Genomic DNA, 12989 nt, shown 5'->3' with positions numbered 1-12989 from the left:
CTACCCCGGCCGGCGTGCGGCACGGGGTTTCGCCGGACGGTACGGCGACACGGTCGGCTCGCCCTCGATCCAGAAGCGCCACGGGTACGACGCCCCCTCGCCGCCGGGGCCCGACACCCCCACCCGGGGGCCGGTGCCGACGCAGACCGGCTCGCCCTGCGCACGGTGACGGATGACGAGGCCCGACCTCCGAGCGCCCAGCTCGAGACCCGAGAGGCGCCCGTCGACGGCGAGCGCGCTCGCGAGTCGGGCTGGTCCGCGGCACCAGTCACGCTCACGCACGCCGGGGCGTCGTGCGTCGGCGACGTCGTGGCCGTCGACCACCTCACCGGCGCGCAGCAGGACCGCCTCGGCCCGGCCGGCGGGGCCGGTCACGAGGTTGAGGCACCAGTGCATCCCGTAGGTGAAGTACACGTAGGCCACTCCCCCGAGGTCGAACATGGGAGCGGTGCGCGGAGTCGGCCCGCGGAAGGCGTGCGACCCCGGGTCGCCCCCCACCCCGCCGTAGGCCTCGACCTCGGTCAGGCGCACGGTCACCCCCGCGTGCGACACGGTGCACCCCAGCAGGGCCGGGGCGACGGCGAGGACCTCCTGGGTGAAGAAGCGCCGCCCGACGGCGCGGGGCATCAGGCTCCGCGGTGCAGCGGCGCCGTGAAGGCCCGGGAGGCGGCTGCGGCCTCCGCGACGCGGGCGAGCTGCTCGCGCACCCGGACGGGTGCTGTCCCGCCCAGGGAGTCACGCGACGACAGCGAGCCCTCGACGCTGAGGACGTCGCGCACAGCGGGGGTCAGGTGCGCGCTGATGGCGGCCAGGTCGTCGTCGGTCAGGTCCCACAGCTCGACTCCGCGCTCCTCGCAGGCCCTCACGCAGGCGCCGGCCAGCTCGTGCGCGACCCGGAACGGCACTCCCTCGCGCACCAGCCACTCCGCGACGTCGGTCGCGAGCGCGAACCCCTGCGGCGCCAGCGAGCTGAGGCGGTCGGTGTGGAAGGTCATGGTCGCCACCATGCCGGCGAAGGCCGGCAGCAGCACCTCGAGCGTGTCGACCGCGTCGAACACGGGCTCCTTGTCCTCCTGCAGGTCGCGGTTGTAGGCCAGCGGCAGCGCCTTGAGCGTCGTCAGCAGCCCGGCGAGGTCACCCACGAGTCGGCCGGCCTTGCCCCGGGCCAGCTCCGCGACGTCGGGGTTCTTCTTCTGCGGCATGATGCTCGACCCGGTCGAGTAGGCGTCGTCGAGGGTGACGTAGGAGAACTCCTTCGTGGCCCAGATGACGACCTCCTCGGCCAGCCGGGAGACGTCGATGGCGATCATCGCGGCGACGAAGGCGAACTCGGCGGCGACGTCTCGGCTCGCCGTCCCGTCGATGGAGTTGTCGACCGACCGCGAGAACGCGAGCTCGATGGCGACGGCCTGCGGGTCGAGCCCGAGCGAGCTGCCCGCGAGCGCGCCCGAGCCGTAGGGGGAGGCGTCGGCGCGCGCGTCCCAGTCACGCAGTCTCTCGACGTCTCGCAGCAGGGGCCAGGCGTGGGCCAGGAGGTGGTGGGCCAGCAGCACCGGCTGGGCGTGCTGCAGATGGGTGCGCCCCGGCATCGGGACGTCGACGTGGGTCGTGGCCTGCGCCACGATCGCGTCGACGACGTCGAGCACGAGCCCGGCGATGGTGCGGGCCTCGTCGCGCAGGTACATCCGCAGCAGCGTGGCGATCTGGTCGTTGCGGGAGCGACCGGCCCGCAGGCGTCCACCGACGTCGGCACCCGCCCGCTCGACGAGACCCCGCTCGAGCGCGGTGTGCACGTCCTCGTCCTCGGGCGCGGCCGTGAAGGCGCCGCTGACGACGTCTGCGTCGAGGGCGTCGAGCCCGACGAGCATCGCCGTCAGCGCCTCGTCGTCGAGCAGCCCGGCCCGGTGCAGCACGCGGGCGTGGGCGCGGGAGCCGGCCAGGTCGTGACGGGCGAGCCTCCAGTCGAAGTGGGTGCTCTTCGACAGGGCCGCGAGGGCCTGGGCCGGGCCACCGGAGAACCGTCCACCCCACAGGCTGGCGCCGGCTGCGGCGGGGGCGGGGTGCTCGTCGGTCATGACGGACGTCCTTCGTGGTGGTGGGGAGCCCGGCTGACCGGGCAGCGTCGGCTGGCTGGGTGTCATTCCGCCGCGAGGGCGAGGAGCCGCCCGGCGACGGCCTTGGCCGTCGCCGACGACGGCGTGATCACGAGGATGGTGTCGTCGCCGGCGATCGTGCCGACGACGTCCGTCACCTGGGACTGGTCCAGGCACGAGGCGAGGTAGCCCGCGGCACCGGGTGGGGTGCGCAGCACCACCTGGTTGGTGCAGGGGGACGCGCTGACCAGCAGCTCCTCCACCGCCCGACGCAGACGGGCCGGCAGCTGCTCTCCGGTCGTCCCCGTGGGGAGTGCGCCGTCGGGACCCGGCACGGCGTAGACGAGCGTGCGGCCCCGGCGTACACGCACCGCACCGAGCTCGACCAGGTCGCGCGAGAGGGTGGCCTGGGTGACGTCGACCCCCTCCGCCGCGAGCAGGGCGAGCAGGTCACCCTGCGACCGCACCTCGTGCCGACGCAGCAGCTCGACGACCCGCGACTGGCGCGTGGCGCGGGTGGTGCTCATGCCGGCTCGGCGCCGTCGAGGATGCCGGGGAGCGCGGCGAGGAAGGACGCGACCTCGTGCTCACCTAGCACCAGCGGCGGGGCCAGGCGCAGGGCATCCGGGGCCACCGCGTTGACGAGGAAACCGGCCTCGCGCGCCCGCGCCATGGCCGACGCGGCCACGGGCTCGGTCAGGGTGATCGCCAGGAGCAGCCCGCGACCACGGACCCCGGCGACCCGCGGGTGGTGCAGGGCGAGCACCCCCTGGCTGATGGCCTCACCGGTGTGCGCGGCGTGGGCCAGCAGCCCGTCGGACTCGATGGTGCGGATCGTCGCGAGCCCGGCGGCGCAGGCCAGGGGGTTGCCGCCGAAGGTGGAGCCGTGCTGCCCGCCCTCGAGCATCCCCGTCACGCGCGGGCCGTAGGTCACCAGGGCGCCGATCGGCACCCCGCCGGCGAGGCCCTTGGCCAGGGTCACGGCATCCGGGACCACGTCGGTGGCGTGATGGGCCAGCCACTGGCCGGTGCGCCCCATGCCGCACTGGATCTCGTCGAGGACGAGCAGCGCCCCAGCCTGCGTGGTGAGGTCTCGGGCCAGCCGCAGGTAGGCGGGGTCGAGGGTGATGACGCCGGCCTCGCCCTGGATCGGCTCGAGCAGGACGGCCGCCAGGTCGTCACCGAGCTCGGCGACCGTCGCACGCAGGGCGTCCGCGTCGCCGTACGGCACGTGGACGACGCCGGGGACCAGGGGCTCGAAGGGGGCTCGGTAGGCCTCCTTCCAGGTCAGCGAGAGCGCGCCCATGGTGCGCCCGTGGAAGGCGTGGTCCATCGCGATGATCCGCGAGCGCCCGGTGCGGCGCGTGAGCTTCATGGCCGCCTCGATGGCCTCGGCGCCGGAGTTGGCGAAGAAGACCCCCGACCCCTCGGGTGCACGGCACACCCGCAGCAGGGCCTCGGCCAGCTCTACCTGCGGCTCGGAGGTGAAGAAGTTGGAGATGTGCATGACCTGCGACGCCTGCTTGGTGATCGCCTCGACGAGGGCGGGGTGGCCGTGGCCGAGGGTGTTGACCGCGATGCCGCCGAGCAGGTCGAGGTAGCGCTTGCCGTCGACGTCGACGACGTAGCACCCGTCGCCGTGCGACAGCACCGTCTGCGGCACCCCGAAGACGGGCACCAGCGCGGCACGGTAGCGCGCCAGCAGCTCGTCGCTGTGGCGGGTCGGCACGTCGTGCTCGGTGGTCACGGGTTCTCCTGCGAGGCGTCGGGGTGGGGGCCGAGGTCGTGGTCGTGGTCGGGGTCGGGGTCGGGGAGCACCATGGTGCCGATCCCCTCGTCGGTGAAGACCTCGAGCAGCAACGAGTGCGGCTGACGCCCGTCGATCACGTGGGCCTGGGGCACGCCCCCACGGACGGCGCGCACGCAGGCCTCGAGCTTGGGGACCATCCCCGCGTCGACGCGGGTGAGCAGCTCGTCGGCCTCGGTGACCGACAGCTGCGACAGCAGCGAGCCGCGGTCGGGCCAGGCGGCATACACGCCCTCGACGTCAGTGAGGACGACCAGCTTGCGCGCGCCGAGGGCGACCGCGAGCGCCGAGGCCGCCGTGTCGGCGTTGACGTTGAGTACCTGGCCCTCGTGGTCGAGGTCGGGCGCGACCGTCGAGACGACGGGGATGCGGCCGGCGGCGAGGATGTCGTTGACGGCGTCGGGGTTGACCGTCTCGACGTCGCCGACGAGCCCGATGTCGATGGAGTCGCCGTGCTCGTCGACGTGGGAGCGGATGCGGGCTCCGAGCAGGCCGCCGTCCTCGCCCGAGAGGCCGACGGCGATCGGGCCGTGCTGGTTGAGCAGGCCGACGAGCTCGCGACCGACCTGGCCGGTGAGCACCATGCGCACGACCTCCATGACCTCGGGGGTGGTCACCCGCAGGCCGCCCTTGAACTCGCTCTCGAGGCCGAGGCGCGCCAGCATGGCCGCGATCTGCGGGCCGCCGCCGTGGACGACGACCGGACGCAGCCCGGCATACCGCAGGAAGGCGACGTCCTGCGCGAAGGCCCGCTTGAGGGAGTCGTCGGTCATGGCGTTGCCGCCGTACTTGACCACGACGAGCGCCCCCCGGAACTCCTCGAGCCAGGGCAGCGCCTCGACGAGGGTGAGGGCCTTGCTGGCGGCGACGCGCAGGGCGGCGGCGTCGATGGCGACGCGCAGCGCGCTCGTGTGCGTCGGCCCGGGTGCGGTGCTCATGTGCTGTAGGCCGAGTTCTCGTGGACGTACTCGTGGGTGAGGTCGTTGGTCCAGATCGTCGCCGCGGCGTCACCGGCGTGGAGGTCGACGGTGACGCGGACCTCGCGGGTGGTGAGGTCGACGAGGGTGCGGTCGGCGCCCACTCCCCCGGCCCGGCACACCGGAACGCCCTGCATGGTGACGTCGAGCGCGTCGGGCTCGAAGGTGGCGCGGGTGGTGCCCACGGCGGCGAGGACCCGTCCCCAGTTGGGGTCACCGCCGTAGACGGCGCACTTGAAGAGGTTGTTGCGGGCGACAGCCCGCGCGACCTCGAGGGCATCGGTCTCGTCGGCGGCTCCCACGACCTCGATGGCGATGTCGTGGTGGGCGCCCTCGGCGTCGCCGATGAGCTGGCGCGCGAGGTCGGCGCAGACCTCACGCACGGCGGTGTCGAGCTCGTCGGGTGTCGGGGCCACGCCACTGGCGCCCGAGGCGAGCAGCAGGACGGTGTCGTTGGTCGACATGCAGCCGTCGGCGTCGACCCGGTCGAAGGTGACGGCCGTCGCCGCCCGGAGCGCACGCTCGAGGTCCTGCGGCTGCGCGACGGCGTCGGTGGTGACCACCACGAGCATCGTCGCCAGCGCGGGAGCGAGCATGCCCGCCCCCTTGGCCATCCCGGCGACCGACCAGCCGTCACCGGTGTGGCCGGCCTGCTTGGGCACGGTGTCGGTCGTCATGATCGACCGCGCGGCGTCGGCGTGCTGCCCCGTCTCGAGGGCCGAGGCCGCCGCGTCGACGCCGGCGAGGAGCGTGTCCATGGGCAGGAGCTCACCGATGAGACCCGTGGAGCAGACGGCGACGTCGCCCGCGGACAGCCCCAGCACCCCGGCGACGTGCTCGGCGGTGCGGTGGGTGTCGAGGAACCCCTGGGCGCCCGTGCACGCGTTGGCACCACCGGAGTTGAGCACGACGGCGTCGACCCGGCCGTCGGTGACGACCTGACGGGTCCAGGTGACGGGGGCGGCCACCACGCGGTTGCTCGTGAAGACGGCAGCAGCGTGGTGCAGCGGACCGTCGTTGACCACCAGGGCGAGGTCGGGGCGACCGCTGGCCTTGAGGCCCGCGGTGACGCCTGAGGCCCGAAAGCCTTGGGGCAGTGCCACATCGGGGGCGGGGGTGACGGTGGGCAGGTCAGGGCTGTCGTAGGTGGTCACGGTGCCACTCCTGCCACCGGCAGGCCGGCCGTCTCGGGCAGCCCGAGGGCGAGGTTGGCGCACTGGACCGCCCCTCCCGCCGTGCCCTTGGTGAGGTTGTCGACGGCCGCGACGACGATGACCCGTCCGGCGCCATCGTCGACGGCCACCTGCAGCTGGACGCTGTTGCTCCCGAGGACGTCGGCCGTGCGCGGCCACTGCCCCTGCGGCAGGAGGTGGACGAAGGGCTCGTCGGCGTAGGCCGCGGCATACGCGGCCCGCACGGTCGCGGGGTCGACGGCCTCGGCGAGGCGAGCCGTGCAGGTCGCCAGGATGCCGCGGGCCATCGGGGCGAGGGTGGGGGTGAAGGACACCGAGACCGGCACCCCGGCCGCGGCGCTGAGGTTCTGGACGATCTCGGGCGTGTGGCGGTGGCCGCCCCCGACGCCGTAGGGCGACATCGAGCCCATCACCTCAGACCCCAGCAGGTGCGGCTTGAGCCCCTTGCCGGCCCCCGAGGTGCCGCTCGCGGCGACGATGACCACGTCGGCGGGATCCAGCAGGCCGGCGGCGAGGCCCGGGGCCAGGGCCAGCGAGCAGGCCGTGGGGTAGCAGCCGGGGACGGCGACCCGGCGGGCGCCGACGAGCGCGTCGCGGGCCCGACCTCCCCCTGCGAGCGGGAGCTCGGGGAGGCCGTAGGGCCACGACCCGGCATACGGGGTGTCGTAGAAGCGCAGCCAGGCCTCGGCATCGGTGAGGCGGAAGTCGGCCCCGCAGTCGATGACCACGGTGTCGTCGGGCAGCTGGGCGACGAGGGCGGTGGAGGCCCCGTGCGGCAGCGCGAGGAACACCACGTCGTGGCCTCCCAGCGTCTGCGGTGTGGTGGGCTCCAGCTCGACACCGGCCAGGGGCACGAGGTGAGGGTGGATGGTGCCGAGCAGCCGCCCGGCGGAGGAGTCGGCGGTGAGGGCGCCGATGGTGATGTCGGGGTGGCCGAGCAGGAGCCGGAGGATCTCTCCCCCGGCATACCCGCTCGCGCCTGCGACCGCTGCCGTCTTCATCTGCATGACTATACACGCTATGCGAAGTTATGCATGGCTGGCGTTTTACCCCCCTGCGTAGGGGGGTGATGTCTCGCTCGTGGGAGCGACGTCTTACCCCGGTGTCAGCGAGGTAAAACGCCGACCCGGGTCAGCGCTGCTGGGCGCCGACCGCCGCGGCCGCGGACGCCACCGCGGCGTCTCGGAACGCGTTGACCTCGTCGGTCGTCAGGGTGCGGTCCGGGGCGCGAAAGGTCATGCGGTAGGCCAGGGAGCGGCGACCCGACCCGACCTGGTCGCCCTCGTAGACGTCGAACAGCGTGACCGACTCGAGGCACTCGCCGGCCCCGCTGCGGAGCGCACTGTCGACGGCGGCGGCGGTGACCCCGGCATCGACCACGAGGGCGACGTCGGTGAGCGCGACGGGGTAGTCGGAGAACGCAGCGAACTGCGTGGTGGGCTCGCTCGCCGTCGTCAGCACGTCGACGTCGAGCTCGGCGGCACAGGTGCGGGCCGGGAGGTCGAGCGCCGCGCAGACCTGCGGGTGCAGCTCGCCGGCATGGCCGACCAGGGTGCCGTCGGCCAGGGTCAACCGCGCGCAACGCCCCGGGTGCCAGGGCGCGTGGTCACGGTCGGCCGTCACCACGACGTCGACCTTCAGGGCGGCGGCGACAGCGAGGGCGGCGTCGACCAGGTCGGACCAGTCGACGGCACGACCCGGCCCCCACCAGCCCGAGCGCTCTGCCTCACCGCACGCGAGCAGGCCGACGTGGCGGGGCTGGCGCGGCAGGGCCGCCTCGATCGCGGCGATGGTCGCGTCGTCGGGGCGAGCGGCCACACCGGGCACCGGCGCGGGCTCGGGGACGGCGGCACCGGGGCGGGTGACCAAGCCCAGCTCGAAGATCGCGAGGTCACGTCGGCCGCGGGAGACGTTGCGCCGCAACGCTTCTACCAGCGAGCCGATGACACTGGTGCGCATCAGCGGCGCCTCGTCGCTCAGCGGGTTGGCCACCCGGACGGCGTGGCGCCGGTCGTCGTCGGGCGCGAGCCCGAGCTGGTCGGAGAGCTGCTCGGACACGAAGGGATAGGTGAGCACCTCGGTGAGGCCGCGGCCCACGAGGGCCGTGGCGACCACGCGGCGCACCTTCTGGCCGTGGGTCAGGCCCCGGCCGTTGGACGGTGCGGGCACGAGCGACGGGATGCGGTCGTAGCCGTCGAGGCGCGCCACCTCCTCGGCGTAGTCGGGCCCGTCGACGAGGTCGGGGCGCCAGCTCGGCGGGGTCACCGCGACCACGCCGTCGACGGGGTCCCCCACGTCGGCGCCGAGGTCACGCAGCAGACCCACGACGCGCTCCGGCGGGTAGTCGACCCCCACGACCCGCGAGGGCAGGGCGAGGTCGAGCCCGTAGGCCACCGGCGCGGGCGTGCGGTCGACGTCGGTGACGTCGTCGCTGGCCGTGCCGCCACCGTGGGCGACCAGCAGGTCGACGACGAGCTGGGCGGCAACGGGTGCGAGCTGCGGGTCCACCCCGCGCTCGTAACGCTTGGAGGCCTCGCTGACGAGGCGGTGGCGTCGGCTGGTGCGCGCCACCGTGGTCGGGTCGAAGTGCGCGGCCTCGACCAGCACGTCGCGCGTCGCGTCGTCGATCTCGGAGGTGGCCCCGCCCATGACCCCGGCGAGGGCCAGTGGCAGGGTGCCGCCGTCGGTGACGAGCAGGTCCTCGGGGTGGAGCGTGCGCTCGACCCCGTCGAGGGTGGTGAGCCTCTCGCCTGCAGACGCCCGGCGCACCACGATGCTCCCGCGCAGCTTGGCCAGGTCGTAGGCGTGCAGGGGCTGCCCGGTCAGCAGCATGACGTAGTTGGTCACGTCGACCGCGAGCGAGATCGGGCGCATCCCCATCTGGGTGAGTCGCTTCTGCATCCAGGCCGGCGACGGCGCCTGCGGGTCGACGCCGCGTACGACCCGCGTGACGAACCGGTCGCACCCGTCGCGCCCGCCGAGCGGGGCGTCGTCGGCGAGCTCGACGGCATACCCCGTCGCAGTGGGTGCGGGGACGACGACGGAGGCCGGGTCGCGGAAGGCGCCGGGCACCGAGCCCCTTGCGTGCCAGTACTCGCGGGCGAGCCCACGCAGGGAGAAGCAGTAGCCGCGGTCGGGGGTGACATTGACCTCGACGACCTCGTCGGCGAGCCCGAGCAGGGCGATGGCGTCGTCGCCGGGCGAGGCCGCCGCGGAGGCCTCCTGCCCGAGGTAGCGCTGGAGCACGATGATGCCGGTGTGGTCGGCGCCGAGGCCGAGCTCGTCCTCGGCGCAGATCATGCCGTTGGACACGTGGCCGTAGGTCTTGCGCGCGGCGATCGCGAAGCCGCCGGGCAGCACGGCTCCGGGCAGGACGACCACGACGAGGTCACCGACCTCGAAGTTGTCGGCACCGCAGACGATCTCCTGCGGGATGCCGTCACTGGCCATCTGCCCGTGCGGGCCGACGTCGAGCGTGCACCACCGGATGACCTTGCCGTTCTTCTGCGGCTCGTCGGCGATGGTGAGCACGCGGCCGACCACGAGCGGGCCGGTGATGTCGCCGCCGTGGAGGTCCTCCTCCTCGAGACCGACGGAGACGAACGAGGCTGCCACCTCGCGGCCGGTGGCCGCGGCGGGGACGTCGACGAGCTCGCGGAGCCAGGACAGGGGGGCGCGCACGTCAGACCTCCAGGCCGAACTGCTGGGAGAAGCGGACGTCGCCCTCGACGATGTCGCGCATGTCGGTGACACCGTGCCGCAGCTGCAGCGCCCGCTCGATACCGAGTCCGAAGGCGAACCCGGAGTAGACGTCAGGGTCGATGCCGCAGGCGGTCAGCACCTTGCGGTTGACCATCCCCGACCCACCGAGCTCGATCCAGCCCGAGCCACCGCAGGTGCGGCAGGCCACGCTCGCGCCCTTGGCGTCGGTGACGCGACCGTCGCCGTGGCAGGCGAAGCAGCCGAAGTCGGTCTCCATCGAGGGCTCGGTGAAGGGGAAGTACGACGCCCGCACGCGGGTGCGCGTGTCGGGCCCGAACATCACCCGCACGAAGTGGTCGATGGCGCCGCGCAGATGGGCCATGGTCAGGCCCCGGTCGACCGCGAGCGCCTCGATCTGGTGGAAGACGGGGGTGTGCGTCGCGTCGAGCTCGTCGGTGCGGAAGACCTTGCCCGTGCCGACGACGTAGATCGGGGGTGTGCGGGTGAGCATCGTGCGGATCTGGATCGGCGACGTCTGCGTCCGCAGCACGATCCCCCCGTCGGGGGGGTCGACGAAGAACGTGTCCTGCATCTGGCGCGCCGGGTGGTCGGGGCCGATGTTGAGGGCGTCGAAGTTCATCCACTCGGACTCGACCTCAGGGCCCTCGACGACCTCCCACCCGGTGCCGACGAACGCGTCCTGCAGGCGCTCGGTCGTGAGCTCGAGGGGGTGGCGGGCGCCGAGCGCCCGCCGACCCACCGGTCGCGTGACGTCGACCGCCTCCTCGTCGAGGATGCGTCGGTCGCGCTCGGCCTCGAGCTCGGCCGTGCGAGCGGCGAGGGCCCGCCCGAGCTCGGCCTGGGCCGTGCCCACCCGCTTGCCGGCCTCTGCCTTCGCCGTCGGAGGCAGAGCCCCGATCTCGCGGCGGGCCAGCGCGACCGCCCCCTTGTCGATGTGGGCCAGCCGGGCCGCCTTCAGCGCCTCGAGGTCGCCGGCCGCGGCGAAGGCGGCGCGAGCGGCGGCGACCGCAGCGTCGAGCTGCGCAGGGTCGAGGGCAGCGACCTCGACGGGGTCGTACGGCGTGTTGGGTCCAGACATCGCTTCACTTCTCGGGCAGCTCGCAGGCAGCGTGGGCAGGCGGCCCCGAGTCTAGAGGGGGCGAGCAGGCCAGCTCGGCGACGGGTCAGGCGAGGTGCTCCGGCGGACCCGCGGGCAGCGTGAAGCGGAACCGGGCTCCCCCACCGTCGGCCCGGTCGACAGAGATGTGCCCCCCGTGGGCCTCGACGAGACCGCGGACGACGTAGAGCCCCAGGCCCGTGCTCCCGCGCCGCTGACCGTGCCAGAACCGGTTGAAGATCAACGGCAGGTGCGCCAGGGCCACCCCCTCGCCCTCGTCGGTGACCTCGACCTGCACCTGGGAGCGACCGTCGTTGGCCGCCTCGGGGGCCGGGCCGACCTGGACCCGGATCTCGCCCTCGCCGTGGCGCAGGCCGTTCTCGAGGAGGTTGGCGAGGATCTGGTTGAGCCGGTCGGGGTCGGCCCACACCTCGGGGAGCCCGTCGCGCGCCGAGACGCTGATCGGCCGGTCGGCGTACTCGTCCTGGGCGCGGAGGCGCTCGGCGTGCCGCTGCGCCATCGCGACGACGTCGACCGGCTGCGGGCGCACGTCGAGACGGCCGGCGTCGATGCGCGAGACGTCGAGCAGCTCGGTGATCAGCCGGGTCACCCGGTCGGCATCGGTCTCGATCGTCTCGATCATGAAGCGCTTCTGCTCGTCGGTGAAGCGGTCCCACCGCCGCAGCAACGTGGTCGAGAACCCCTTGACCGACGTCAGGGGCGAGCGCAGCTCGTGGGCGATGGTGGAGATCAGGGCCGCGTGGTCCTGCTCGGCCCGCTGGCGTCCCTTGGCGTCACGGATCGAGAGCATGACCAGCTCGACCGGGCCCCGGAGACCGACGCGCACGTACCGTGCCGTGACCAGCACCTCGACCCCGTCCTCGGTCCACAGGAGCTTCTCGCGGTGGCCCTTGACGATGTGCAGGGTGCCCCACGGGTCGGCGACCTCCCACCACGCCCGCCCGTCGTTGTCGCGCAGGGCGACGGCCTGCTGCAGCGGCTGGCCCATCCGGCCGGGCAGGTCGATGCCCAGGACGCGACCTGCTCGGCTGTTGGCGAAGACGAGCCTCGCCTCGCCGTCGGCGACGACCAGACCGTCGGGCAGCACCTCGGACAAGGTGGTGACGTCGGCCGGGATGCCGACGGAGACGCCGACGCCCGTGGTCTCGACCATGGGCCTGACTCTATCGAGGTCGCCCACGGCGAACGAGGTCGCACCCACCGGCAGGCAGTGACGTCGGGCACAGGCGCGTCCCCGGGGGGCGGTCGGCGACCGTGTCCCCGCGGTCAGCGACGCTGGGCCGCCGCCGAGGCGTAGAGGCACACGGTCGCGGCCATCGCGAGGTTGAGCGACTCGGCCAGGCCGTGGATCGGCACGCGAACGACGTCGTCGCACAGGTCGCGGACGGACGAGGGAAGGCCCCAGGCCTCGTTGCCGAAGAGCCAGGCGTGCGGCGGCACGAGATCGGCGTCGGGTAGGAGCAGGTCCCCCGCCCCGTCGGCGGCCAGGACCCGCAGCCCGGCCTCGCGGACGGCGACCACGACCTCCTCGACCGGGATCCCCGTCACCACCGGCAGGTGGAACAGCGAGCCCGCCGTCGAGCGGACGACCTTGGGCGCGTGCAGGTCGACGCTCTGGGTGGTGATGACCACGGCGTCGGCCCCGGCCGCGTCGGCCCCGCGCAGCACGGTGCCGGCGTTGCCGGGGTCGCGGACGCTGCTGAGGACGCACAGGAGACGCGGACGCTGCTCCAGCACCTGCGCCAGCGTCGTGGTCTCGATCCGGCACACGGCGAGCAGACCCTGCGGGGCCACCGCAGCCTGCTCGTCGCCCATGGCGGCGAGCACCTCGTCGGTGACCTCGGTGACCGGGACCCCCACGGTGAGCGCGGCGTCGATCACCGCGGCATACCGGGCGGAGGCCACCGGGGTGACGTAGAGGTCACGCACCCACGACGGCCGGTGGGTGACCGCCTCGCGGACGGACTGCGGCCCCTCTGCGAGGAACAGACCCTGCCGCTGACGCACTGCGCGCCGGGACAGAGACCGGACCGCCCTGACCCGGTCGGACCTGGTGTTGGTCAGCACGGGCAGGGAGTC

General features: G+C 73.7%; 11 protein-coding genes. All 11 read right to left on the bottom strand.

Annotation, left to right across the window (positions count from 1 at the left end):
* Nucleotides 1-627, bottom strand: coding sequence for a DNA-3-methyladenine glycosylase (locus tag V3N99_18290; protein MEO3938684.1), 627 nt, complete (start codon nt 625-627; stop codon nt 1-3).
* Nucleotides 627-2075: an argininosuccinate lyase gene (gene argH / locus V3N99_18285; protein MEO3938683.1), complete on the bottom strand. Its 1449-nt coding sequence runs from the start codon at nt 2073-2075 to the stop codon at nt 627-629. Before argH ends, V3N99_18290 begins: the two co-directional genes overlap by 1 nt.
* A gap of 62 nt (nt 2076-2137) precedes the next feature.
* Nucleotides 2138-2620 carry an arginine repressor gene (locus tag V3N99_18280; protein ID MEO3938682.1) on the bottom strand — a complete coding sequence of 161 codons (483 nt, stop codon included), beginning with the start codon at nt 2618-2620 and terminating at the stop codon, nt 2138-2140.
* A complete protein-coding gene (locus V3N99_18275; protein ID MEO3938681.1) occupies nt 2617-3840 on the bottom strand; it encodes an acetylornithine transaminase in 1224 nt (407 codons plus the stop codon). Before V3N99_18275 ends, V3N99_18280 begins: the two co-directional genes overlap by 4 nt.
* On the bottom strand, nt 3837-4838 hold the full coding sequence (argB, locus tag V3N99_18270; GenBank protein ID MEO3938680.1) for an acetylglutamate kinase: 1002 nt from the start codon (nt 4836-4838) through the stop codon (nt 3837-3839). Before argB ends, V3N99_18275 begins: the two co-directional genes overlap by 4 nt.
* Nucleotides 4835-5980, bottom strand: a complete 1146-nt coding sequence (argJ, locus tag V3N99_18265; protein ID MEO3938679.1) for a bifunctional glutamate N-acetyltransferase/amino-acid acetyltransferase ArgJ — start codon at nt 5978-5980, stop codon at nt 4835-4837. The genes argB and argJ overlap by 4 nt, the downstream gene beginning before the upstream one ends.
* Before the next feature lie 47 nt (nt 5981-6027).
* Nucleotides 6028-7071, bottom strand: coding sequence for an N-acetyl-gamma-glutamyl-phosphate reductase (gene argC, locus V3N99_18260; protein MEO3938678.1), 1044 nt, complete (start codon nt 7069-7071; stop codon nt 6028-6030).
* Nucleotides 7072-7201: 130 nt separating this feature from the next.
* Nucleotides 7202-9751: a phenylalanine--tRNA ligase subunit beta gene (gene pheT / locus V3N99_18255; GenBank protein ID MEO3938677.1), complete on the bottom strand. Its 2550-nt coding sequence runs from the start codon at nt 9749-9751 to the stop codon at nt 7202-7204.
* 1 nt (nt 9752) lies between these two features.
* Entirely contained in the window at nt 9753-10871 is a 1119-nt protein-coding gene (gene pheS, locus V3N99_18250; protein MEO3938676.1) for a phenylalanine--tRNA ligase subunit alpha, read from the bottom strand.
* A gap of 85 nt (nt 10872-10956) precedes the next feature.
* Nucleotides 10957-12063: an ATP-binding protein gene (locus V3N99_18245; GenBank protein ID MEO3938675.1), complete on the bottom strand. Its 1107-nt coding sequence runs from the start codon at nt 12061-12063 to the stop codon at nt 10957-10959.
* Between the two features lie 113 nt (nt 12064-12176).
* On the bottom strand, nt 12177-12977 hold the full coding sequence (locus tag V3N99_18240) for an RNA methyltransferase (GenBank protein MEO3938674.1): 801 nt from the start codon (nt 12975-12977) through the stop codon (nt 12177-12179).
* Nucleotides 12978-12989 lie beyond the last annotated feature (12 nt).

The organism is Dermatophilaceae bacterium Soc4.6, from assembly GCA_039889245.1.
In the GTDB taxonomy this organism is placed as follows: domain Bacteria; phylum Actinomycetota; class Actinomycetes; order Actinomycetales; family Dermatophilaceae; genus Lapillicoccus.
Note: the sequence above shows the minus strand (reverse complement) of the source record. Positions and strands in the feature narration are given on the sequence as shown.